This window comes from Gordonia sp. 34D, from assembly GCF_056682775.1.
Map to the genome: position 1 here is coordinate 3,327,163 of NZ_CM155293.1, position 24,487 is coordinate 3,351,649.

Genomic DNA, 24,487 nt, shown 5'->3' on the forward strand with positions numbered 1-24,487 from the left:
AAACAGACGTCGGCTGCCACTCACATGTCGACCTTCAACGTGTCGTCGTTGCACCGGGACACGCAGGGGAGGAACCAACCTTCGTCGCGTTCTGACTGCGTCAGCAAGCCGTCGCGGTGGTCGACGTCGCCCGAAATTGTCTTCATCCGGCAGGTCCCGCAGAACCCCTGCTGGCAGGAGTACGGCTGAGCCGGATTTACCCGGCGCAACGCCGTCAAGACCGACTCATCCGCTGCGACCGTCTCGGTGTGGCCCGTCGAACCGATGACCACATCGAACTCGGTACCGTCGAGAATTGGGGGCGGCGAGAACCGCTCAAAGTGCAGTTCAATGTCACTCCGCTCGGCCAGGAACACCCGCAACCCCTCCAGCATCGGCACCGGACCGCAGCAATACACCGACAGACCAGCATCTGAATCAGGAACGGGCCCAACAAGGTCGGCCATCGATGGCAACCCGTCTACGTCGTCGGTCCGGACGGTCACCTTGCTGCCGTAGCGGGCAAGTTCGTCAAGGAACGGAATCGAATCCGCCGACCGTCCCGCGTACACCATCGACCAGTCCAAGCCATACCGGTCAGCCATCGCCAGCATCGGCATGATCGGGGTGATACCAATACCCGCAGCCACAAACCGCAGCTTCGTCGTCGGCGAACCGTGACCGGGCAACACCAAGGGGAACGCATTCCGCGGACCCTTGATCTGCACCGAATCGCCCACCCGCAGGCTGTCGTGTACCTCGATGGAACCGCCGCCGCCGTCCGGGATGCGGCGCACCGCAATCCGGTAGGTGGTGCGGTCGCCCGGATCGCCACACAGCGAATACTCGCGCATCTTGCCCGACGGCAACAACAAATCCAGATGGGCACCCGGATGCCACTGCGGAAGAATCGACCGGTCGGGTGCGGCAAAGGTCAACGCGATCACGTTGTCGTCGACCGCCACCACTTCACGGTCAACAATGTCGAGCGTCTGAATGTGATCGATGGCAGCCCGATCCCGCAGCGGCGACATCGGTGCCCACAGGGGGAACCACACCTTGCCGATACCCGTGATGAGCCGCATCAGCGGGTCCCGCCGGAACCTGCCGTACAAATGTGGGGGCTCCGCCGACAAGTCGATCTGGCGCGGTGCCCGCTCTTCGTTTGGAACCACGATCACGCCGCCCGTCGAGCTCCCGGTGACGTGGCGAGGAAGGCCACAGCCTGCGCAGTATCGCCGATGTCGGTCGGCGTGAAACCCGGCTTGAAATAGCTGAGCGTCGCGACCGCGAGACCCGAGATTTTTGGGAACACGCCCTGGCGCGAATCCCGGAAGTAGCTCGTTACCGCCAGCTTCGACTTCGCCAACGGGCTCAAATGCGACACCGACGGATCCTGGCTGTTGATGAACCGGAAACCGCGGAGCAGCAGCCACGCCAAGAACGGCAGGGCCAAGCTCATCGATCGAGCGCGACGCAGAGGGCTGTCGGCGAAATAGGCTGCCGCCTCGTGCGCCACCGCCCGGTGCTCAACTTCCTCGGCACCGTGCCAGGTGAACATGTCGACCATCCCCGGATGGCCGCCCTTCTCAGCCCACGAACAGTTCAGTGCAAAATCGCCGAGCAGTGCCGTGTAGTGCTCGATGGCGGCGATGAGCCACAACCGCTCGATGAGGTCCTTCTGCTTCTGTTTGGCCGACCGGTTCTCGCGTGGTCCCAGCACACGGCGGAAAATCCACTCCATCTGTTGCAAGTACGCGGTCGGATCGACACCCTGATCGAGCATCCAGTCCTTCACGGCACGATCGTGAACCTCGGCGTGCATGGCCTCCTGGCCCACAAAACCACGAATGTCGGCGGCGAGGGCGTCGTCCTTGATCATCGGCAGCGCTTCGTTAAATGTCTCGACAAACCAGCGCTCGCCCTCGGGGAGCAGCAGGTTCAACACCGAGATCATGTTCGACGACATCGGATGATTGGGAATCCAATGCAGCGGTGCACCCGAAAGGTCAAAAACCACGTTGCGGGCGTGCAACTCCACCTTGCCGGGGTCGGTAGCGGTATCGGAATGCGTTGGTGCGGTAGTCATCTGGGCCTCCAGGGGTGCTTACTTGGCGACTTGCTGGCGGGCACCGATACGCGAAGCCCACGGGAAGAATCGGTAAATGCGGTAGCCAACCTCGGCCTCCGGCGTCACCGGTACAACGGCCTTGTTGCTGCGGATGGACGCAACAATCTGGCTGGCGACACGGTCGGGAGTGAAGTTGCGCTTCTCGTAGAAGCCGTCGACCTTCTTGCGGAGGGCATCTTCGTCGTCGGCCCCGGCAAACTCAGTTTTCGACGTGATGTTGGTGTGCACGATGCCCGGGCAAATTGCCGACACCCCAATGCGGTGCTCGGCCAGCTCAGCACGCAGCGACTCGGAGAACATCAAAACACCGGCCTTGCTGGCGGCGTACAGGCCGAGGTCGCGCGACGGAGTGAACGCGGCAGCCGAGGCGAGGTTCACGATATGCCCGCCCGTGCCGCGTTCCACCATCTGCTTGCCGAAGGCACGACTGCCGCTGATGACGCCGCGAAGGTTGATCGCGAGGAGACGATCCACCTGCTCGTCGCTGGCGGCCAATGCCGAACCGGCGAGGGCGATGCCAGCATTGTTGATCACGATGTCGGCGACACCGTGGGCTTCGCGAACGGTGTCGGCGAACACGGTGACGGCTGCCGAATCGGAGACGTCGAGTCGGTAGACGGTGGTCAAGACACCCTTGGCCTTGCACTGCGTCGCTGTTTCTTCTGCGGAGTCAACGTCGATGTCGGCGAGCACCAACTCGGCACCGAGGTCGGCGAGCGCGAACGCGGTTTCGCGGCCGATGCCGCTGCCTGCGCCGGTAACGACGGCGAGCTTGCCGATCAGTTCCGGTGCCTTGCCGACCACATGAGCGCGGACGATCGTGTTCGGCGCCGCAGAAGCGCCACGCTCCACGAGGTCAATGAACTCGCTGGCAGACGCCGCCAAGTAGTCGGGATTGGTGTACGGCAACCAGTGCCCGGTGGTGCTGCGCTTGCGCCAGAGCTTGCCCGCGTAGTCGGACGTGCCGTCGTAGATGGCGGGGCGCAGGGCGACGTCGCGGTCGTTGACGATCTCCAAAACCGGGATAGCGGTCGTGCGCGGGTTCGGCTTCGCCAACTTGCCGCGAATGTTGGCGCGGTACAGCTTGAGGCCGCTAATCATGTCCTCGCGCAGAGTCGGCGCAAACGTGGCGTTCTCTCGGGGCGTGCCTTCGACGAAATGCAAGAACTCGGTCCAGACCTTGTCGGAGCCGAAGGTGCGGAAGAACAGGTCCGAGGCACCGGGCACCTGGAAGAATCCGGTGTAGGCGGACGAGGCAACCTGCGAGAGCGCCTGACGAATATTGCGCGGCGTGGGGTTCGAGACCTTGTCGTGCGCCCACTTGCCGAGGAAGTCGAGGTTGGGGCCAGACACCGAGGTGAACGACGCGATCAGATCCTCGGCGCCCGGGGTCGTCACCGTTTCCCAGGCCTGCACAGAACCCCAATCGTGCGCGACGATGTGCGTCTTGCCATCGGGATTGACGGCGCGGGCCACGGCCAGCATGTCTTGCGCGAGGGTGTCGAGCCGGTAGTCGGCGACGGCGGTCGGCCGGTCGCTTTCGCCGAATCCGCGTGTGTCGTAGGCGTAGACGCGGTACTTTTCGGCGAGCTGCGGTGCCACGTTGTCCCAGAGGTGGTGGGTGTCGGGCCATCCGTGAATGAGTAGGACCACGGGCTTGTCGGCGGTGTCTTTGCCAGCGCTGCCGTATGAGAATGCTGCCAGGTCGAAACCGTCTCCGGTGACGTTAAAGCTGTGCCAGTCGGCCATGCCGTGTCTCCCTCAATCATGGATTTCGTTAGACGTTACCACCAGTTACAAACAACTGCTAGCACTTGTTAGCACAACCAGAAAAAAGCCCCGCACCTGCGAGTATACGCAGATGCGGGGCTAAGTTTGGGCGAAGTTACTGGCGGTACGACACCAGGAAGTTGCCGATCCGCTCAATGGCCTCTGACAAATCCTGTGCCCACGGCAGCGTCACAATCCGGAAATGGTGGGTATCAGACAGGTTGAAACCGGACCCCTGCACAACCAGAATTTTCTCCTGCAACAGCAAATCCTGCACCAGCTGCTCGTCGTCGCGGATGTCGTAGACATCGGGATCGAGCCGAGGGAAGGCGTACAGCGCGCCCATGGGTTTCACACAGCTCACTCCGGGAATCTCGTTCAGCTTCTGCCAAGTCACATTGCGCTGTTCGTACAGCCGTCCGCCCGGTGCGGTTAGTGCATCGATGGACTGGTAGCCGCCCAACGCCACCTGAATCGCGTGCTGTGCGGGCACATTGGCACACAGTCGCGTCGACGCCAGCACGCCCATACCCTCGATAAAGCCCTTGGCGTGATCTTTCGGACCCGTCCGAACCACCCAGCCCGCGCGGTAACCGCACACGCGATACGCCTTCGACAATCCGTTGAACGTCAACACCAACAAGTCCGGAGCCAACGACGCGATGTTGATGTGCTCGGCATCGTCGTAGAGGATCTTGTCGTAAATCTCGTCGGCCAAAATCAGCAGCGAATGCTTGCGGGCGAGGTCTACCAAGCGCTGCAGCACCTCGCGCGAATACACCGCGCCCGTCGGGTTATTCGGGTTGATCACCACGATCGCCTTGGTGTTCGGCGTGATCTTGGCTTCGATGTCCTCGATGCTGGGATTCCAGCCGTTGTTCTCGTCGCACTGATAGTGCACAGGGGTGCCGCCCGAAAGCGCCGTCATCGCAGTCCACAGCGGGTAGTCCGGTGACGGGATGAGCACCTCGTCGCCGGTGTTCAGCAGGGCCTGCATCGTCATGGTGATGAGCTCGGAAACACCGTTGCCCAACAGCACGTCGTCGACGTCGAAGTACGGAAAGTCGGGGATCAGTTCGTAGCGCGTGACCACTGCCCGACGGGCCGATAGCACGCCGGCCGACTCCGAATAACCCTGAGAGAAGGGGAGCGCGTGGATCATGTCGCGCATGATCACGTCGGGTGCTTCAAACCCGAACAACGCGGGGTTGCCGATGTTCAGCTTCATGATCCGATGACCCTCGGATTCGAGTCGCGCCGCATGCTCGTGCACGGGGCCGCGGATCTCGTAGCAGACATTCTGCAGCTTCTCAGACTGCTCGAGTGGCCGCAGATGAACGTTGGGGTGCGATACGCGAGGTCGGCTCATGGACTTATTCTGTCAGCCCGGCGCAACCGAATTGCATCGCACGGGCATAGTTGTGAGCGTGACAACCCGCGAGCTGAAGATCGCTTCATTTAACGTCAACGGTATTCGCGCCGCTCGCAGGCGCGGATTCGACGAGTGGCTCGCCCGCAGGCAACCCGACGTGATTGGCATCCAAGAACTACGCAGCCCCGCCGAGTTGGTCGGCGAATTCCCTGGATACACCGTGTGTTTTGATTCCGGCTCGATTCCCGGGCGCAATGGCGTCGCGATTGCCACGCGCGTGCCGCCGCTGGCGCACCGCACCTGGGTGACGCATCCGCCCAAAGCGCGGGGGCTGGCGCCGTACGCCCATCACGGTCGGTACATCGAAGTGGATTTGGGTGAGGAACCCCTCACGGTGGCTTGCCTTTACCTACCGAAAGGCGGGCTCCCCGCCAACCTGCAACGCCCGGGAAATATTCGAGAGAAGCCCGACGGAGGTGCCAAGCACCAGCGCAAGATGACCTTCCTCGACGGCTTTGCCCGCGAACTCGACCGAAACCGACTGGCGGCCAAACGGGCCGGTCGCGAGTTCCTCCTTATCGGCGACCTCAACATCGCGCACCTCCAACACGATGTCACCAACTGGCGGCCCGCCCACAAGATGGAAGGCTTCCTCCCCGAAGAGCGCGCCTGGCTCGGTGACCAACTTTCGCCGCGGAAACTCGTCGATGTGGTCCGACAGTTACACGGCGATCGCCCCGGGCCACTGAGCTGGTGGAGTTGGGCGGGCGAGTCGTTCACCAAAGACGTCGGCTGGCGTATCGATCACCAACTCGCCACGCCGGGCCTCGCCAAACGCGCCCGATGGGTGCAAGTGGACAAGGAGACCAGCCCGGACGAGCGGCTGTCGGACCACGCGCCGGTGGTCGTGGGGTACGAGCGCAGTTGAGTCGCGAACGTTGTCGACATCGTGCCCGGAAAACCAGGAAAAATGTGGGCAACGTTGCGTGTCGAGGGAACCGAACGCGCGGCAAATGCGTCTAAAGACGCATGGGGGAGAAAACATCGGTCCTGAACCAGTCGGCGTTGGCTGTTGCGCAGCACCTTGCCGACCACGACGGCGTGATTACGAAGGCGCAGGCAGCTGCCCTGGGAATGTCGCGAAACCGGATCCAAGGTCGTCTTGATTCGGGACTGTGGACCGCAGAGGCGAGCGGTGTTTATCTTTCTGCTGAGCATCAGCTTTCGCCAGCGGCGAGAGTCCGGATCGCAGTGGCTGCACACAGGGGAGTGCTCGACAGGACGGCGGCAGCGTGGTGGCACGGACTCATTCCGGAGTTGCCAAGTCCCATCACCGTTTCGATACCGAGGACCGCGAGAAAGCAGGTGGTGTGTTCGGTCGAGGTCGAGATGAAAAGCCGAACCTTCCCAGCGGAGGACGTCGCCGTGGTTCGGGGGATTTCCGTGACCGGGCTTCCGCTGACAGTTCTCGCCGCTTCGGCCGAGCTTGAGGAAGGCATCTCCATGATGGATCGCGCGCTGCAAATTCATCTAGTGGGTCTGACCGAGCTTCGCGCCAGCCTCAGTCGTAACTCGGGAGCGCACGGCATGCGGCAGGCGCGCAGACTCCTCGCCGCAGCTGAAGATGTTTCTGAGTCGGCGGCCGAACGACTATTCGCGAAGCTCCTACGCGAATACGGGATCACCGGATGGACCCAGCAATTCCCGTTCTGCGGTATGCGCCTCGATTTCGCGTGGGTTTCCGAGCGCATCGCTATCGAGATCCATGGCTGGAAGTTTCACCGCGACAACAGGCAGTGGCAGCGGGACCAGCACAAAACCAATGTGATCGGCGGTGCTGGCTGGCTACCGCTGATCTACACGTGGGAAATGATGACGCGCCACACGCACGCAACCATGCGGGAGGTTGCCGATGCGGTGAATGCCCGACGGCAGTAGCTCCCGCAAACGTTGTCGACATCGTGCCCGGAAAATCAGGAAAATGTAGGCAACGTTGAACGCCAACAAAAAAGCCCGGCTGCACCTATGTGCAGCCGGGCATTTTTGCTTAGTGCTTACTTGCCTCCGGGGCGCTTCTTGCCGGGAGCCATGCCGAATCCCTTGGCCTTGGCCGGACCGGCCTCGGTGGTGGGAGCTTCGGGCTCGGCAGCCGGAGCAGCCTCAGCAACCGGAGTTGCCTCAGCGGCGGGAGCTGCTGCAGCAGGCTTAGCTGCACCGGGCTTCTTGGCACCCGGCTTCTTCAAGCCTCCTGCCATGCCGAAGCCCTTCGCTGCACCTTTGGTGCCCTCGGTGACTGCGGGTGCTTCAGCAACCGGAGCAGTCTCAGCGGCCGGAGCTTCAGCAACCGGGGTTGCCTCAGCGGCGGGAGCTGCTGCGGCAGGCTTAGCCGCACCGGGCTTCTTGGCACCGGGCTTCTTCAAGCCTCCTGCCATGCCGAAGCCCTTGGCTGCGCCGGTGGTGCTGGCAGTGGTTGCCTCGGTTGCCGGAGCTTCGGTTGCCGGGACCTCAGCTGCCGGTGCTGCTGCGGGCTTTGCGCCGCCCGGCTTCTTCAAGCCGCCGGGCTTCTTGAGTCCGCCGCCCATGGCCAGACCCTTTGCGGGTGCGGCCTCGGCTGCGGGAGCCGCCGGAGCTGCAGCGGCAGGTGCTGCGCCACCGGGCTTCTTCAAGCCGCCCGGCTTTTTCAGTCCGCCACTCTTCGGTGCCAAACCAACTGCGGGCTTTGCCGCGGCGGGCGCAGCAGCCGGGGCAGCCGCGGCAGCCTTCGGTGCAGCCGCAACCGGTTCGGGTTCGGGGGCCCGCTCGGTCTGGATTGGTCCCAGGAACTTTCCGCCACGCTCAACCTGCTGACGACCGCGAAGCACGCCGTCCAGGATGATCTGCGCGACGTCAACAACCTCGACCTGACCCTCGTCCTCGGTGCCAGCGGTCTGCGCTGTGACACCGTCGGTCAGCATCACGCGGCAGAACGGGCAACCCGTCGCCACCTTGCGGACCGACTTGCTGCCGTCGGCAGCCTTGGGACGCGAATTCAGCGTGTTCAGCGCCTCATCGGCACGGTCGATGTTGATGCGCTTACCGGTCTGCTCCTCCATCCACATGCGGGCACCACCGGCACCACAGCACATGGAACGCTCGCCGTGGCGAGGCATCTCGGTGAGGGTCGATCCGGACGACTCCACGAGTTCGCGAGGCGCATCGTAGATCTGGTTGTGACGGCCCAGGTAGCACGGGTCGTGGTAGGTGATCTGCTCACCGGCCGGCGGAGCCACCGGAACCAAACGCTTCTCGCGGACCAAGCGGTTCAGCAGCTGCGTGTGGTGGACAACCTCGTACTTGCCGCCCAGCTGCGGGTATTCGTTGCCGATGGCATTGAAGCAGTGGGCACAGGTCACGACGATCTTCTTGCGCTGCTCGGGAGCGGTCGCAAACAGTTCGTTGAAGGTTTCGATGTTCTGCTGCGCCAGCATCTGGAACAGGAACTCGTTACCTGCACGACGAGCGGAGTCACCGTTACAGGTTTCGCCCTCACCCAGCACCATGAAGTCGACGGCCGCGATATCGAGCAGTTCGGCGACGGCCTTTGTGGTGCGCTTGGCGCGGTCCTCGTAGGCGCCGGCACAACCAACCCAGAAGAGGTACTCGTAGCCCTCAAATGAGTCGGTGTCCTTGCCGTACACCGGAATGTTGATGTCCATCTCGTCGATCCAGGCGGTGCGCTGTGAGGCGTTCTGGCCCCACGGGTTGCCCTTGTTCTCGAGATTCTTGAACATGCCAGCCAGCTCGGACGGGAAGTCCGACTCGATCAGCACCTGGTAGCGGCGCATGTCGATGAAGTGGTCGACGTGCTCGATGTCGACGGGGCACTGTTCCACGCAGGCGCCACACATGGTGCAGCTCCACAGCGCTTCGGCGTCGATGACGGCGCCGGTGGTGCCTTCGGATTCGCCGACCAGCTTGCGCCCGGCTTCGAGGCGGGCAGCCTCGGGGACCTTCGCTAGACGTGCTTCGTCGACGTTTCCGTCCTTGTCGACGATGCCGACTTCGTCGCCACCCATGTCCTTGCGGCCACCGGCGAACAGGTACGGGGCCTTGGCCTGACCATGGTCGCGCAGCGACATCATCATCAGCTTCGGCGACAGCGGCTTACCGGTGTTCCATGCGGGGCACTGGCTCTGGCAACGACCACACTCGGTACAGGTGGTGAAGTCGAGCCAGCCCTTCCAGCTGAAGTCTTCGATCTTGCCTGCGCCGAACGCGTCGACGTCGGGGTCGGCGGTCTCCATGTCGAGGACCTTGCCCTGGCTCATCATCGGCTTGGCTGCACCCAGTGCGACGCCGCCGTCAGATTCGCGCTTGAACAGGATGTTGGGGAATGCCGAGAAGCGGTGCCAAGCGACACCCCAGTCGATGTTGAGACCAACCACGGCCAGCCAGATCATGCCGCTCATCAGCTTCACGACGGCAGCGGCGGTAACCCAGTAGACAGAGCTTCCGTCGAACAGCTGCGCAAAGTTCTTGGTGAAGAATGAGGTCCACATTGGCGGATCTTCGAGGCCCGAGGAAATCTTGAAGGTCTTCACGAAGATCATGCCGAGGCCTTCGATGAGCACAACCAGCTCAACAAAGTAGGCGGCACCGAAACGCGAACCGGAGAAGCGCGAGAGGCGCTTGGGCAGGCGGGGGTGGTTCAGCTGGCGAAGGATGATCAGCGTAACGATGCCGATTACCGTTCCGAGGCCGAGGATTTCGTCAGCAAAGATGTAGATGTTCCAGCTGCCGATGATCGGCCAGTGGAAGGCGGGATCGTAGATCTGGCCGTACGCCTCAAACCAGAAGATCGCGCCCAGCAGGAAGCCGAACATCACCAGCCAGTGAGCCCATCCGACGGTGCGGAACTTGGTCATACGGGTGTGGGCGACGAACTCTTTGAGCATCGTCCCGAGGCGTTTAAGCGGGTAGGCGAATCGCTCGGATTCGACCTTCTGTCCTTGTGCGATCGAGCGCACCATCGTGAAGACACCGCGTAAAAAGAGCGCCCAACAGACGAGACTGATCAGCGCTGCGATGGTTCCGATCACAGCGGTAGTGGTTGTCACTGGAAGTACCGGCCTTTCTTTCCAGGTCGTACCGAACCTTTATTCCTGGTAACCGTAATTGGTCAACCCTGCTCAGCGCTGCAAAGGATTACCTAAGTTGGCGGGGAGATTCCTGTTCACGGTCTGCGTGGACTCATGTTACCCACGAGTAATAAGTGGGTCTAGTTGGTTGGGTGCATGCTGCGTCACGTTCATCTGACGCGCAACGTCAATTTTGTGCCGCCGATTTGTGTCAGCTGAACGATTGAAGGTGTGGCACGTCACACCAAAGTTACTCTTCAGTAGAAGTTCGCAAGCGGGTCTATTTGGACTTTCGGGGGCGCGCGCAAACTTTGGCTTTTCTCTCCATCACTACCGAAAGAAGTCCCACGTGACCTTGCTTAACGACCGGCCGCGCACCAGGCGTCGCACCCCCAGAATGCTCGCGGGGGTGACGGCGCTGGCCGCCTCCTCCGCACTCTTGGCAACCGGTATCGCCCCGGCGCCAGCCCAGGCAGCACCGGACCTCCCCGTTGTGGTCTGCCAACCGGGCGACGCGGCAGCGACCGAGTTCGGCGACACCGCGAACTGCCGCAAAGCGGCACCGGCCATCATTGCCAAACTGGGTGACGGTCTCCTCGGGCTGATCCTGCCGGACGCCGGAATCAATCTGTCCGACCTCAACTCGGCAACGGCAATCAGCCTGAAGCCGATCCTCGGCGATTTCGTCGATGCAGGGTCGGCGACCATCACTGGTTCGGGCCTCGCATCGGCAATCTCCGTCGCGGGTACCGCAAACGCGAACGCCCACGCGATCGCCTCGGCCGCGATCTCGGTGGGGTCACTCGGCGGAGTGGCCGACTCGCGTGCAATCGGAGGACTTGGACTCTCGATCGCAACGGGCATGTCTAAGACTTCAGTGCTGGCACTGCCTGCTGGCATCGCGATTGCGCTGGGTATGGGCGAGAATGCTTCGGCCACCGCGCTCGGTGGTTTTGCCTCGGCGGTCGGCGTCCTCGATGCCGCATCCGGCGCGTCCGACCCCAAGCTGTCGTCGGCCATCTGTACTGCGGCCTACGGATCGGCGCAAGTGTCGGACGGTGTGACCGGCGAGAATTTCTCCTCGTGCACCAGCGTGGCATTCATCTTCCAGAAGTCGCAGCAGGGGGACGGGCCCGTCGTATATGCGATCAAGAATCCGTTCTCGCTGACCTTCGCCGCGCCGTTGGCGCCGCTGAACGACCTGCTCGATACTGTCGCTGCCCTGGGCATCGCGGCACCTTTCCCGGCGTCGGTCACCGACATTCTGACCGGAAAGGTAATTCCGTCCTTCACGAGCGACCTTCTGCGCGTGACGATGACCGACGACGGCCCGAAGTTGGGTACTGACCTCTTCGGGCAGACCCAAGCCCAGCAACAAGTGCCCGCACCGGCCGACGTGACTCCCGTTGCCGAATCGACCGTCTTGGCGCCGGAGATTGCCGCAGCGCCTGCCCCGGAGCCGACCGTCGTCGAGCCCGTCGTGGAGCCTGCCCCGGAGCCGACTGTCGTAGAGCCCGTCGTGGAGTCGGTTGCTGACCCGGTTGTTGACGCACCCGTCGTCGAGCCGGTTGTTGAGGAAGCTGCCGCACCGGCCGCTGACGACAGCAGTCTCGTGACCGAATAATCGGAATTGGGGAATCTGTATGTGATACGTGTCACTTGAGCTTATGTTGGGGTCAAGCAAAAGCTGACCAAGTGATTCAGAGAGGACCGACGATGACCGTTTGGGCTCGAATTCGCAAACAGGTGACGAGCTACTTCGCTGTGGGTGCAACGGTGGCCTTGATGACAAGCGGCATGGCCTAGCCTGAAGATTCTCCAAAGCCCGCCCCGAGCACTCGCACGGGGCGGGCTTTCTAAACGCCGGAAAGTTGAGAACTCATGAGCGAGGCGAACCTGCGCTACACCATGAACATGGACTGGATCTGGGGCCCAGATAATCCGGGCCTCAGGAAGAAGGCCAGCCTCGCGATGATGCTGCGCGGCGCGGATCCCGCGCAGTTGGATGCATTGCTGAACGACTGGTTGGCTAGCCTCTCGCGAGAAGAGGGCAGCAATGTCTTCTCTGGCGGTGGGTGCAGCGTCGAACTTCTGGCCGCCGGAGATGGGGGTGCCGATATGGTCTTCTCTTCCGGCGGCCAGGATGTGGCTGAGTCGCTGGGTTACGTCGTCGATTGCTTCTACGAGAAGGTCCTCGTGTCCCTCGACACCGCCGAAGTGACGTGGACAGAACTGCCGTTGGAGGGCTGACGTCGCGTCCTCTACCGTGATCGCGTGCGCATTCGATTCCTGACCGCCGCAGTGCTCGCGGTGGAAGTCCTCGTGACGATTGCGTCGCTGTGGGTGTGGCTCGGGTCGCGCGGACGCGTGGTCGACGCCGCGGCAATCGCTGAGGATGCGCCGCGCACCATGATTGTGCTTGGCGCCAAGGTCCGCGACGGCCAGGTCGGCGACTACGTCGGAGCCCGCCTCGACGTTGCCATTGCGGCCTATCGGGATGGTCGTATCGATCGAATCCTAAACTCCGGCAACGATTCCGACTCCGCAGGTAACGAAGTTACGGTGATGCGGAACTATCTCGAGGCCGCTGGCGTACCGTCGACGGCCATCACCGACGACCGTCTCGGTCTCAACACCAATGCGACATGTCGTCGTGCGGCCGCGATCTACGGCATCGACTCGGCCACGATCGTGACCCAGAACTTCCACATCGCGAGAGCGGTGACGCTGTGCCAGGCGTGGGGAATCGATGCCACCGGTGTGATCGCGCCGTGCAATCAATGCTCAACCCTCAGCCTGATTCGCAACCAATTTCGTGAGGCGCTGCTGTCCCGGCCGCGCGCCGTCATCGACGCGCTGCGCGCCGGTCATTCGGACGGCTGATTAGGGGTGCCTGCGGCCGTAGCGTGGGGGAATGGCTGACGACCCCCGCGACCGGATGAACCGTGCTGTCGTGGTGACCGGGATTGCGGTTCACGAGCACGACGAACTCCAGTCTGCCCGTGACGCGTTTGACGACGCCGGACGTGACGTCGAAGAACTGTCGTGTGTCATCTACGTGGCACCGTCGCACTGGGGTGACAGGCCATCGCAATCTGCGGCCGGAGTGTGCGCAGGTTTGCGCGTACGGGGGCAATCCGTCACCGCATTGGACGTGGTCGAGGACGGCTGTGGGGTGCCGTCCTCGATCGCGGTTGGCTCATCGGTGCTGGCACAGCGCGGCGGGGTGGTTCTCGTCGTCGCAGATGGTGCGGCACTGGTGCTAGCTGGAACTGAAGCATCGACGGGTGCATCGCGGGTCGCCGTGGAACATGTCCTGGCCACCGTCGACAGTGCTGCTCCGATTGTCGCCGTGCTTCCCGAGGGGCGCAGTCTGCAACCTGCGGCCACGGCGATCGGCGGGCTACTGAAAGCCAGGACCGACGGGTTTCGGGAAGTGGTGCTGGTGACGGCTGCTGCGCGGGGGCGGGCCGCCGCCGTGGTGTGTCACTTCGGCGGCCGCTCTCCCGTCCATTAGCGGGCACCCATTAGCGGGCGTTCGTTAGCGCCAGTAGTTGTTGGCGGCGGCGACTGTCTGGAAATTAAGTGCCACCACCTGCGAGCCAGCGATCAGCGAGTCGGCATCTTCTGCATAGTTGGGGCGAAGCTTGTGGAGCACTTCGCCGTCTGGCTGGGTGTACTTAACGCCACGTCGGCTCAGCGTGATCGCGAGTTCGAAACCCTCTTGCGGAGTCTTCGTGGTGAGGCTGGTGAGCCAGGTGTCAGTCATGTGTTTCCCTCTCGATTCGCTAGCCCGGCGAAAAGTCGCATCGGGCATGCCGATTTTACTTGGAGGGTCGGATATTTCGCCCGACTACCACCAACCGGTGGCCTTCTGCAGGTCGCGATCCAGGAATGGCACCAGGCTCCGCATAAACGCCGTCGAGACGTGGTGACGGTCGTGCCAGACGAGGATGTTGCCGACAACCGCCGAACAGTAGTCGGCCGTGCAGAAACCATCGCTGTAGTCGAGGAACGACATGTTCGGGTAGTCGGGGATCAACGCATCCGCCGGATTCACCGGCGACAGTGCGCGGGCTCGTGACACGCCGCACACACGCGGCAGGTTGCCCGACGCCAGGCAGTCCGGCGGCGACTTTGCGCCCCGCGGCCACGGGGTGTCGCGGACGGCAACGACCTTCTGCCCGCGTTCGCGGAACTCGTCGAAGATGTCGATATACCCCTTGGGGACCACGTCGCCTTTCGCTCGGTCGTCCGCTGGCCGCGTGGCCGTCGTGAACACCACATCGGGCTTGTCGACGGCGAGCTTATCCATCACGCGGCGCGTCCAGTCGTTGCACTCGGTCAACGTACGACCGTCGATTTCGACTTCGGCCTCGGTCGACAGTGCGCAACCGGCCTTCATGTAAGTGGTGACACGGAAGCCGCGCTCTTTGCCGATCTCGTCGAGGGCCGTCATCCAATGTTCGGAGTGCGATCCGCCGACGACCGCCATGGTGTGGGTACCGGCGGGATCGCCGTACACGCCGACCTTGATGGCTGGGTCGCCGAAGTTGGAGAAGTTGGGGCCGTGGCTGAGCGGCCAATCGTTGGCGGCCGCTTCCGGCGATGGTGCGACGGGGACTGCGGGCACAGGCGCGCCATCGAGTAGGGCGCGGGCACCGGGGTACTGGCGGGCGTCGAGGTTGGCGGTATCGATGATCAGTTTGCTCTGCCGATACTGCCAATATCCGGCGCTGGTGAACGCGAACAGCGACGCGATGACCAAGCCGATTGTGAGGATCCGCCGGTACCGCTGCGAGAAGCCGCCGCCGCGACCTGCTCGGAGCGGAGCCTCGAGGTATCGCGTCATCACCCACGCGGCGAGCACCGAGATCAGCAAAATCGCGGTGCCTTCGACGAAGGTGGCGTGGTCGATGCCCCGCCAACTCAGGTAGAACACCAGCAGCGGCCAGTGGATGAGGTACAGCGAGTATGCGATGGAACCGAGCCACACGATCCACGGATGGGCTAACACGCGGCCGGCGAAGCTGAGGTCGTTGCCGGGAACCGGGCGGGGCGCGGTGGCCGACGAGCCGATCCAAATCAGCAAGAGGGTGGAACCGACCGGCACCAAGGCGAGCAGACCCGGGTACTCCTGGACGCCTGCGATCCAAATGCCCGACGTGGCGATCATTGTGACCGCGAAGACGGTCAGCAGGTTCCGGAGCCAGTTCGCTATCGCCAGGCGCGGCATCCAGATGGCGAGCAGTCCGCCAGCCATTGGTTCCCACATGCGGGCGACGGTGTCGTAGTAGTTGAACGGTTGGTTGATGCCGTGGCGGTAGTTGGCCCATGCGAACGATACGACGGTGACGGCGAGAAGGGCCCCGCCAACGATCCCGCGGATTACGTTGTACCTGGTCAGGACTTCCCAGCGCTTGCCGCCCCACTTGAGGAGGCCGCCGAGGGCAAGGGCCGTCAGCAGGGTGAGGACAAAGAACTGCCCCTGCATCGACATTGACCACAGGTGCTGCATGGGACTGACGGCCGAGTTGGCTGCGCCGTAATCCTGCGACAGAAACGCCAGGTGATAGTTCTGGTAATAGAGCGCCGACGCGATGATCTCTTTGCCGAGCGGGCCCCAACGGGTGGTCGGCATCAGCCACCACACGCCCGCCGCGATGAGCGCCAGGAGCAAGAACATCGCCGGAATCAGGCGGCGCAGCAGGCGCGACAACCGCGGCCACGGATTCACGGCTTCGCGCCACGACACATTCGTGGGCTGCGTCTTCACCACATGCTTAAGCAGTGAGGCGACGAAGAAGTAACCGGACAGCGTGAGGAAGACGTCGACGCCGCCCGAAACGCGGCCAAACCACACGTGGAAGACGGCGACAAGGAAAATTGCGATACCGCGAAGGCCGTCCAGATCGAGACGGTAACCGGATGTGTTGCCTGTCGCGGCGTCCTCATTGGGACGAGGCGGTGAGAGCTTCGCCGAACCGTTCCGTACAGACATCACCATGCGGATGCTACTGGGGTGGCGTAGTCAATTGCCATTCTGCCGGTTCGGCGCGTTGTCCGTCGTCCGAGCGACGTCCGACCGATGGGCCGGGGTTTGTGGTGGCGGCGGTCGCAATCAGTTCGACGAGCGATGCATAGGTTGGCGACTTTCCCCGAAACATGGAGGTGTGGGTGATGCCGGGGAGTAGTCGGAGTTCCCCGTGGCCTCCGTGCGCCAGGTACTCGGACATAAAGAGGACAGAGTTCAGGTCAGACACCACGTGGTCGGAAGTGCCGTGGATGGCGATGAAGGTGGGGGCGCTGGCATCGGCGCGGTTGGCGACCTGCATCGGGTCAACAGTGCGGTACCTGCTGGCGACTGCGGTCGGCGAGCCGCCGAGTACTCGAACGATGCGGCTGTCGCCGTGCCGGGCAGCCATCCGCATGTCGAGTGGGCCGGAGATGCTGACGATCCTCGACGGTATCCAACGCGGGGCACCCAGCGACAGCGCCGGTTCGGCGGCAGTCCGAAGCCCAGCCCACGCCGCCAGTTGGGCACCCGCACTGTGGCCGACCAGGACCGAGTTTGCGAGGCCAATCTGCGGGTATCTCTGCGCGACGAGTGGAAGATTATCGAGTGCGGTCCCGACGTCGGTGAAGGTGGTCGGCCAGCCGCCGCCGGTCCCGACGCGACGGTATTCGACGTTGTAGACGGCGATTCCGCGGGTGGTGAGGTCGTGCGCGAGGTGGTTGAAGCTCCGGGCGGTGACCCCGCGAGCCCATGATCCGCCATGGATCAGCACCGCGATCGGGATGTTGGTGCGACTGGAGTAGTCGGCGGGAAGGAAGAGGTCGGCGTAATTCTGAGTGGGATCGGCGTTGACGGCCCGGTACGGGATCCGGGCGGTCGGCGCGTACGTCACGGAGTGCTGCGCGGTCGGCTTCACGACCCGATTGGTTGGCCGAGCCGAGGCCTGCGGGATCAGAAGCGCCACAACTGCCAGTGCCGCCAAAAAGGTCGATGCGGCGCTGGTGAGTAGCGGGTGCCTGCGCGCGGGTTTCACGTCTCCATTGTTCCGACGGCTCCTTGCGTTTCCCTTAAGTCCTGCGCGACTGCCGATTCACGGCCAGGATGAGATACGACCGTCATCTGTGATGGCAGACACACAAGTGGAAAGTAGGCGTGATCGCGATGAAGACGAAAGCCGCAGTCCTGCATGGGGTTAACGAGGAGTGGCAAATTGAGGAGGTCGAGCTCGGCGACCCGGTTGCCGGCGAGGTTCAGGTGCGCCTGGCTAGTACCGGCTTGTGCCACTCCGACCACCACCTCCGGACCGGACAGAGTCCGGCACCGTTCCCGGTGGTCGGCGGTCACGAGGGTGCGGGCGTTGTCGTCAAGGTGGGCGAAGGCGTCACCCGGTTCGCCGAGGGCGACCACGTCGTCACCGCGTTCATCCCCGCTTGCGGCGTTTGTGGCCCGTGTTCGCGAGGCGCGCAGAACATCTGTGACGAGGGTGCCGGCCTGCTGACTGGCCTTTCGATTTCGGACAAGACGCACCGCGTCACCCAAGGCGACGTCGGTCTTACTCAGATGTGCTTGCTTGGCACGTTCTCGCCGTACATCACCGTCAACCAGGCGTCGCTGGTGAAGATCGAGGACGACATTCCGCTGCAGCAGGCGGCGCTCCTTGGTTGCGGTATCGCGACCGGTTGGGGTTCGGTCACCGAGATTGGCGGCACGCGCGTCGGCGACACCGTCGTCGTTGTCGGTATCGGCGGGGTCGGTATTAACGCGATCCAGGGTGCGAAGGCTGCTGGCGCACGGCACGTCGTGGCTGTTGACCCGGTGAAGTTCAAACGCGACATGGCCGAGAAGCTCGGCGCGACCCACACGTTCGAGAGCATGGAGGCCGCCATTCCGGCGGTCGGCGAAATGACGTGGGGCACCATGGCCAACACCGTTGTCCTCACCATTGGCGAGATGAAGGGCGAATACATTGCGCCCGCCATGGCGTTGACCGGCAAGGGTGGCCAGGCGGTTGTTGTCGGCATGGGTGATTACGCCGCCATGGACGTGAGCCTCAACCTGTTCGAGATGACGCTGCTGCAGAAGCGCCTTCAGGGCGCCATTTTCGGTGGCGCAGGCCCCCGCACCCAGGTTCCGAAGCTCCTTAACGAGTACCGCGCAGGGCAGCTCAACCTCTCGGACCTCGTGACCCAGACCTACAAGCTGGAAGACATCAACCGCGCCTACGACGACATGCTCGAAGGCAACAACATCCGCGGCATGGTCGTCTTCGACGAGTCCGACTGGTAGGCCCACGCTTCTAGGTTGACCAGATCACTTACTCCGTTGATTAGGCCCAGTATTTGGGCCTAATCGACGGAGTAAGTGGTTGTGGGGGGTGCTGACATCGATCAGTTTTCAAGAAGCGCACGCTCGTGCCAGGTCGTAGCGTCGAAGGCATGACAAAAATCAACGCAATCACCCTTCAGGTCAACGACGTGGCGTCGGCGCAAAAGTTCTACGACAGCGCGTTCGGAATCTCCGACCGTCTCCAACTCGTCGAAGGTGCGGAACCCTCGTCCGGCTTCCGCGGTTTCGTCACCTCGCTCGTCGTGGCTGATCCGACGGTCGTCGACTCCTTCATCGAACCGGCTCTGGCTGCCGGTGCCCGAGAGATCAAGCCGGCGAAAAAGTCGTTCTGGGGTTACGGCGGCGTGCTGCAGGCGCCCGATGGCGCCATCTGGAAGGTCGCGGCGTCGTCGAAGAAGCCCACCGGAGCACCACCGCGGACCATCGACTCGATGGTTCTCCTTCTCGGCACCGGCGATATTTCCGTCAGCAAGTCGTTCTACGAAGAGCAAGGCCTGCCGGTCGAGAAGAGTTTCGGCCGCAAGTACGTCGAGTTCGGCGGCGACGGCGCAGTCACCTTGGCGCTCTACGGACGCAAGGCTGCAGCGAAGGACGCCGGCGTTTCACCGGAAGGAAGCGGATCGCATCGGCTGGTGATCGGCGGTGCCGGACCGGGCTTCGTCGACCCGGACGGGTTTGTTTGGGCCTGATCGCTGACGGCGAACACCACCCCGGAACAAACCGCAACCCCCATGGGTTGAGTCGGACAGGCTTAACTTTGGAGGTTTGATGTCTGACACTTATTCAGTTCCCGTCCTCTTTGTCCCCGACCTGGTGGTGCTGCCCGGAATGGTGGTCCCGGTCCCGCTCGACGACACCGCGCAGGCGGCCGTCGACGCCGCCCGCGCCAGCGACGACGGCAAACTGCTGATTGCTCCGCGCCTCGACGACCGCTACCCGACGTACGGCGTCATCGCGTCAATCATGCAGGTCGGGCGTATGCCCGGACGGGACAACTCGGTCGCGGTGGTCCGCGGCGAACAACGCGCCCACATCGGTACCGGCACCACCGGGCCGGGCGCAGCGCTCTGGGTGGAGGTGGAGACGGTCGACGAATCGGCCACCACCGACGCCACGGCGGCATTAGCCGCCGAGTACCGCAAGGTGATCCTCGCGATGCTCCAGCGTCGTGAGGCCTGGCAGGTGATCGACGCCGTCAACAAGATCACCGAACCGTCGGCCCTCGCCGACACCGCCGGCTACGCCTCGTGGATGAACGACAACCAAAAGCGTGAACTCCTCGAAACCCCGGACGTCGATGAACGACTGCGCCTACTGATCTCTTGGACCAGCGACAATCTGGCCGAAACGGAAGTCAGCGACAAGATCGCCAACGACGTCCGCGACGGCATGGAGAAGACGCAGAAGGAATTCCTGCTGCGCCAGCAACTCAACGCCATCCGCAAGGAACTCGGCGAAGACGAGCCCGACGGCGCCGAAGATTACCGCGGTCGGGTGGAAGCGGCCGACTTGCCCGACAATGTCCGCGAGGCGGCGTTGCGGGAGGTCGGGAAGCTGGAACGTGCCAGCGACCAGAGTCCGGAAACGGGTTGGATCCGCACCTGGCTCGATACTGTCCTCGATCTGCCGTGGTCGGTCACGACGGACGACGCAACGGACTTGGCTGGCGCTCGGGAAATCCTCGACGCCGACCATCACGGCCTCGACGATGTGAAAGACCGGATCGTCGAATACCTGGCTGTCCGGTCGCGGCGTGCTGAGCGCGGACTGTCCGTTGTTGGCGGTCGTGGGTCAGGTGCCGTGATGCTTCTGGCTGGACCTCCCGGCGTCGGTAAGACGTCGCTCGGCGAGTCGGTGGCTCGGGCGTTGGGCCGCAACTTTGTGCGCGTTGCTCTTGGTGGCGTGCGCGATGAGGCCGAGATCCGCGGTCACCGTCGCACCTACGTCGGTGCCTTGCCTGGCCGTATTGTGCGAGCTATCGGTGAAGCGGGATCGATGAACCCGGTCGTGCTGCTCGACGAGATCGACAAGGTTGGTTCCGACTACCGCGGCGACCCCGCCGCTGCCTTGCTCGAGGTGCTCGATCCAGCGCAGAACCACACGTTCCGCGACCACTACCTGGACCTGGACCTCGACTTGTCGGACGTGGTGTTCCTCGCGACCGCCAACGTTGTCGAGAACATTCCGTCGGCCCTGATCGACCGCATGGAATTGGTCACGATCGACGGCTACACCGAGGACGACAAGGTCGCCATCGCCCGGGACTACCTGGTCCCGCGTCAGATGGAACGTGCCGCACTGACGTCCGACGACGTTGAAGTCACCGACGCTGCACTCCGCGAAATTGCCGCCAACTACACCCGCGAACCGGGCGTGCGACAGTTCGAGCGGATGCTCGCGAAGGTGGCCCGCAAGGTGGCGGTGAAGGCCGACGGCGAACGCATCGTCGTCGACGTCGCCGATCTCAACGACTACCTGGGCCGTCCGCGGTTCATGCCGGAGACTGCCGAACGCACCGAGGTGCCTGGCGTCGCGACCGGCTTGGCTGTGACGGGCATGGGCGGCGACGTGCTGTTCATCGAGGCGCTCAAGGCTGCCGGAACGTCGGACAAGGATGCGCCGACCGGCCCGCAACTGAAGCTGACTGGACAGTTGGGTGACGTGATGAAGGAGTCGGCGCAGATTGCGCTGAGCTACGTTCAGGCCCACGCTGCCGACTTCGGGATCGATCCGGCCGCGCTGAACGGGACGGTGCACATCCACTTCCCGGCGGGCGCGGTCCCGAAGGACGGTCCGTCGGCGGGTGTCACGATGGTGACGGCGCTGGTGTCGATGCTGACCGGTCGTCGCGTCCGCAGCGATGTCGGCATGACCGGCGAGGTCACGCTGAACGGTCGGGTCCTCCCGATCGGCGGCGTCAAGCAGAAGTTGCTGGCCGCGCAACGCAACGGGCTGAAGACCATCTTCATCCCGCAGCGCAACGAGGCCGACCTCGACGACGTGCCAGCCGAAGTCCTCGACAAGCTCGACGTGCGCCCGATGACCGACGTTGCGGTGATCGTCGCGCAGGCTTTGGAGGAGGCTGTCGAAGCGCACGCGGCAGCGTAAAACTAGGGTGGCCGGTCGGTTGTCGTTCTGATGACCGACCGGCCACTTTTGCGTGAGTATGGTCCAAAACGATTACAGCGCAACCTCAATCGGGGAGCGACGGGCCTGCACGACGGTCGGAGAAGAGATGGCACGAAACCGCGAGACCTACACCGGGTTCTCGCCTGCCGCCGTTGTCGCTATGGCGGGGGCTGTGTTGACACTGGTCTCGTACGTGATGCCCTGGTACCAAGTGTCCGGCGACCCGGCGACCACTCTGAACGGCTTCGACGCGCAGGGGAGCTCGTGGCATTGGTACGCCGGTGGCAGTGCGATCGGCGTCCTGATCCTGATGATCTTCCGGCTGATGGGCATCCTCGACTGGAAGCGCGCGAATGCGGCGGAGGCCTTCGCCGTCTTTGGGACGCTCGCCGCCGTGATGTGCGTCTTCTTCCCGAACGACGGGTTCAGTGCCCATGTTGGCAGCGCTGTCGCGCTCGTCGGGTCGGTGACCACGGTGGTGGCAGTGCTCCTGGTTGTCGAAGCCAGAAAGTAGCGGCTCAACATCAAACAGTGGCGGCCCTCCCCAACTCGGGGAGGGCCGCCACTGTCTTGTTTCTACTGCCTTGTTTCTACTGGGCTGCGGGCTCGTCGGACGTCAGACGCTGCGCGTACGCCACACCCAGCGACAGCAGCACCAGGCCGGCGACGATGAACGCGATGACGCGGTAGATGCCGGAGAGGGCGGCGAGATCGAAGAGGAAGAGCTTCGCGACCGCTGCGGTGATGATGGCGAGCCCGGTTGCGAGCGTCAACGACCGTGCGCTCCCGGCCAGAGTGCGTGCCCACAGGAGGGCGGCTGCCGCTGAACCGAACCACACCAGGGTGGCTGCGAGGTGGCCGCCACGGAAGCCGCCGTCGCTGCCGCCGGTGACGAGATTGCCGACGCTGACGCACAATTCGGTGATCAGCCACAGGTCGATCAGGCCGCCAACCAGCCAGAGCTGCTGCTTCGACGACGCCGTCTCACCCCAATCGCGGGTCGCGAGGGTGACGGTCGCCAGGCCCACCAGCGCACCGATGAGGAGCGTGGCCTGCTGGCTGGTGTTGAGCGAGCCGGGGATCAGCAGTTGGTTAACGCCGCCGACCGCGAGCAACGCCAGCAGCCCGATACTGACAAACACGGTACCGATAATGCGGACGGGGAGTTCAAGATCGTCGGACCAGCGAGCCGCGATGAGCACCACCATGGCAGCAACCAGGAGGCCGAGCGGCATCATCGACGCATCCAGCGCGGCACCCATCGCGAGCGCCAGGAACAGGGCGCCGGCGCTCAGCCACAGAACGCGGCAGCCATACGAAATCTTGGTCTGACCGCGGGAAATGAGTGCTGCCGCAATGAATGCGACGGCGGCGATGGCAACGATGGCGGCACCCGTGTGGCGGCTGATCGAGTCGAGGCTGCCGAGCATCGCCACGGGGAGTCCAGCAAACACGGCGGTGACGCCGAGCAGGGTGCTGCGGCTGCTCGACGGTGCCAGCAGCATCGTCGAACCGAGTGCCATCGCCAGGTTGATGAGCGCGGCTACGGCAGCGAACCAAGCCAACGGCTCGCTGGAGTTGAGGTAGGCGAACAGCGGAAGCGTTGCGGCGACGGTGTTGACCACAAACAGTGCGGTCCAGTCGCGGCCCATTTGCAACCACAGGGTCGACGCGGCGTAGGCGAGCATGAAGCTAACGAGGACTTCGTCGACGCCGCCCGCAGCGACGGGAGCAAAGGTCAGGAGCGGGATGGAGACCATGAGACCGAGGGTCTGACTGTTCCAGCGATGCGCCACCGCGAGCCCGGCAGCGCCGATGGCAGCGCCGAGCACGATCGCGGCGATCTCGGGAAGCCAGTGGTAGATGGTGGTCGCGGCGAGGACGTCGAACAGGGCGGCCGCGACGCCGGTAGCGACGAGTGCGACTGCGCCGGAACGCTTTTCCTCCCGACGACCGATCCGCACGCCGATACCGACGAGGGCCGCGGCAAACAGAGCGCCGCCCGCAACGCGGACTTCGGGGCGCAAGAGTCCGGCCTGCGCGGCCAGAACCAGCAGCAGAATGACGCCGATCAGAGTGATGCCAACGCCGACAGCTGCGAGGATGCGACCGACGAGACCGCGCTCGGCAGCGTCCGAGATCCGCTCGCTGAAACTGCGCTTCGGGGCCGGCGGCTGCGGCGGCACAAACTGGCGAGCACCTGGATGCTGCGGGTAGCCGACGTGCTGCTGTGGGGCGGCGGTCTGGGGGTAGACGGTCTGCGGGTTGTAGGGCTGCACCGGAGGCCGACCGAACGGGGTCGCCGTCGCGTACTGGAGTTGGGGTTGCGGATTTGGCCGAGGTTGGGGCTGGGGTGCCGTCACGGTGACCGGCTTGCCGAGGCTGGCGGAGAGTTCGGCGAAGTCGGACGAGAGGGTCGACATCCTGCCCGCAATACTCGACAGCTGGTCGCCGAGGCGGGCGGCCGCGACTGCTGGATCACTGTTGTTGTTCATGCCATTAAGCCTGGTGGAACAGGGTGCGGCAGACACGAGTAGAACTACGCAGAAGGCGTGGGGACTTGCGCGTGCGCGCTTGATCGCGGGACCGCCAACCCTGGGTGAGATGCCCGGTTTGTTGGCCTTGTG

The 24,487-nt window shown here is 63.6% G+C and carries 19 protein-coding genes; 10 read left to right on the forward strand and 9 right to left on the reverse strand.

Features of this window, described 5'->3' with window-relative positions; all coding sequences use genetic code 11:
* Positions 1-20 precede the first annotated feature (20 nt).
* The 4 genes from AC1L34_RS15450 to AC1L34_RS15465 form a co-directional block, all read right to left on the reverse strand.
* The gene (locus AC1L34_RS15450) at positions 21-1,157 is read right to left on the reverse strand and encodes a PDR/VanB family oxidoreductase (protein WP_424293282.1); all 1,137 of its coding nucleotides are present in this window, start codon (positions 1,155-1,157) and stop codon (positions 21-23) included.
* Complete coding sequence (locus tag AC1L34_RS15455; protein ID WP_424293274.1) at positions 1,157-2,068, reverse strand: metal-dependent hydrolase; 912 nt, start codon at positions 2,066-2,068, stop codon at positions 1,157-1,159. The genes AC1L34_RS15450 and AC1L34_RS15455 overlap by 1 nt, the downstream gene beginning before the upstream one ends.
* An 18-nt stretch (positions 2,069-2,086) precedes the next feature.
* Positions 2,087-3,859, reverse strand: a complete 1,773-nt coding sequence (locus AC1L34_RS15460; RefSeq protein WP_480034882.1) for an SDR family oxidoreductase — start codon at positions 3,857-3,859, stop codon at positions 2,087-2,089.
* Between the two features lie 136 nt (positions 3,860-3,995).
* The gene (locus AC1L34_RS15465) at positions 3,996-5,249 is read right to left on the reverse strand and encodes a pyridoxal phosphate-dependent aminotransferase (protein WP_424293272.1); all 1,254 of its coding nucleotides are present in this window, start codon (positions 5,247-5,249) and stop codon (positions 3,996-3,998) included.
* A 58-nt stretch (positions 5,250-5,307) separates the two neighbouring features.
* On the opposite strand from AC1L34_RS15465, the gene AC1L34_RS15470 reads away from it, so the two are divergent.
* The gene (locus tag AC1L34_RS15470) at positions 5,308-6,180 is read left to right on the forward strand and encodes an exodeoxyribonuclease III (protein ID WP_480034883.1); all 873 of its coding nucleotides are present in this window, start codon (positions 5,308-5,310) and stop codon (positions 6,178-6,180) included.
* Between the two features lie 101 nt (positions 6,181-6,281).
* Positions 6,282-7,190, forward strand: coding sequence for a hypothetical protein (locus AC1L34_RS15475; RefSeq protein ID WP_424293270.1), 909 nt, complete (start codon positions 6,282-6,284; stop codon positions 7,188-7,190).
* A gap of 116 nt (positions 7,191-7,306) precedes the next feature.
* On the opposite strand, the gene AC1L34_RS15480 is transcribed toward AC1L34_RS15475, so the two are convergent.
* Complete coding sequence (locus tag AC1L34_RS15480) at positions 7,307-10,348, reverse strand: (Fe-S)-binding protein (protein ID WP_480034884.1); 3,042 nt, start codon at positions 10,346-10,348, stop codon at positions 7,307-7,309.
* A 370-nt stretch (positions 10,349-10,718) separates the two neighbouring features.
* Here AC1L34_RS15480 and AC1L34_RS15485 point away from each other — a divergent pair, with 370 nt between their 5' ends.
* The 4 genes from AC1L34_RS15485 (at position 10,719) to AC1L34_RS15500 (ending at position 13,886) form a co-directional block, all read left to right on the forward strand.
* Complete coding sequence (locus tag AC1L34_RS15485; protein WP_424293268.1) at positions 10,719-11,993, forward strand: hypothetical protein; 1,275 nt, start codon at positions 10,719-10,721, stop codon at positions 11,991-11,993.
* A gap of 257 nt (positions 11,994-12,250) precedes the next feature.
* Complete coding sequence (locus tag AC1L34_RS15490; RefSeq protein ID WP_424293267.1) at positions 12,251-12,619, forward strand: hypothetical protein; 369 nt, start codon at positions 12,251-12,253, stop codon at positions 12,617-12,619.
* 24 nt (positions 12,620-12,643) lie between these two features.
* The gene (locus AC1L34_RS15495; RefSeq protein ID WP_424293266.1) at positions 12,644-13,252 is read left to right on the forward strand and encodes a SanA/YdcF family protein; all 609 of its coding nucleotides are present in this window, start codon (positions 12,644-12,646) and stop codon (positions 13,250-13,252) included.
* A 31-nt stretch (positions 13,253-13,283) separates the two neighbouring features.
* Positions 13,284-13,886, forward strand: a complete 603-nt coding sequence (locus AC1L34_RS15500) for a hypothetical protein (protein ID WP_424322286.1) — start codon at positions 13,284-13,286, stop codon at positions 13,884-13,886.
* A gap of 24 nt (positions 13,887-13,910) precedes the next feature.
* On the opposite strand, the gene AC1L34_RS15505 is transcribed toward AC1L34_RS15500, so the two are convergent.
* The 3 genes from AC1L34_RS15505 to AC1L34_RS15515 form a co-directional block, all read right to left on the reverse strand.
* Positions 13,911-14,138: a hexameric tyrosine-coordinated heme protein gene (locus AC1L34_RS15505; RefSeq protein WP_424293264.1), complete on the reverse strand. Its 228-nt coding sequence runs from the start codon at positions 14,136-14,138 to the stop codon at positions 13,911-13,913.
* Between the two features lie 84 nt (positions 14,139-14,222).
* Positions 14,223-16,370 (reverse strand): acyltransferase family protein, encoded by a 2,148-nt coding sequence (locus AC1L34_RS15510; protein ID WP_424322285.1) that lies wholly within the window; start codon positions 16,368-16,370, stop codon positions 14,223-14,225.
* Positions 16,371-16,383: 13 nt separating this feature from the next.
* Positions 16,384-17,418 (reverse strand): alpha/beta hydrolase, encoded by a 1,035-nt coding sequence (locus AC1L34_RS15515; RefSeq protein ID WP_480034885.1) that lies wholly within the window; start codon positions 17,416-17,418, stop codon positions 16,384-16,386.
* Between the two features lie 128 nt (positions 17,419-17,546).
* On the opposite strand from AC1L34_RS15515, the gene AC1L34_RS15520 reads away from it, so the two are divergent.
* From AC1L34_RS15520 to AC1L34_RS15535, 4 genes are all read left to right on the forward strand, one after another.
* Positions 17,547-18,671, forward strand: coding sequence for an NDMA-dependent alcohol dehydrogenase (locus AC1L34_RS15520; protein WP_424322284.1), 1,125 nt, complete (start codon positions 17,547-17,549; stop codon positions 18,669-18,671).
* A 149-nt stretch (positions 18,672-18,820) separates the two neighbouring features.
* A complete protein-coding gene (locus AC1L34_RS15525; protein ID WP_424296098.1) occupies positions 18,821-19,420 on the forward strand; it encodes a glyoxalase in 600 nt (199 codons plus the stop codon).
* A gap of 79 nt (positions 19,421-19,499) precedes the next feature.
* Positions 19,500-21,839: an endopeptidase La gene (gene lon, locus AC1L34_RS15530; RefSeq protein ID WP_424296100.1), complete on the forward strand. Its 2,340-nt coding sequence runs from the start codon at positions 19,500-19,502 to the stop codon at positions 21,837-21,839.
* 127 nt (positions 21,840-21,966) lie between these two features.
* Positions 21,967-22,374: a hypothetical protein gene (locus AC1L34_RS15535; protein WP_424322283.1), complete on the forward strand. Its 408-nt coding sequence runs from the start codon at positions 21,967-21,969 to the stop codon at positions 22,372-22,374.
* 76 nt (positions 22,375-22,450) lie between these two features.
* Here AC1L34_RS15535 and AC1L34_RS15540 read toward each other — a convergent pair whose 3' ends face one another.
* A complete protein-coding gene (locus tag AC1L34_RS15540; protein WP_424293345.1) occupies positions 22,451-24,355 on the reverse strand; it encodes a DUF2339 domain-containing protein in 1,905 nt (634 codons plus the stop codon).
* Positions 24,356-24,487 lie beyond the last annotated feature (132 nt).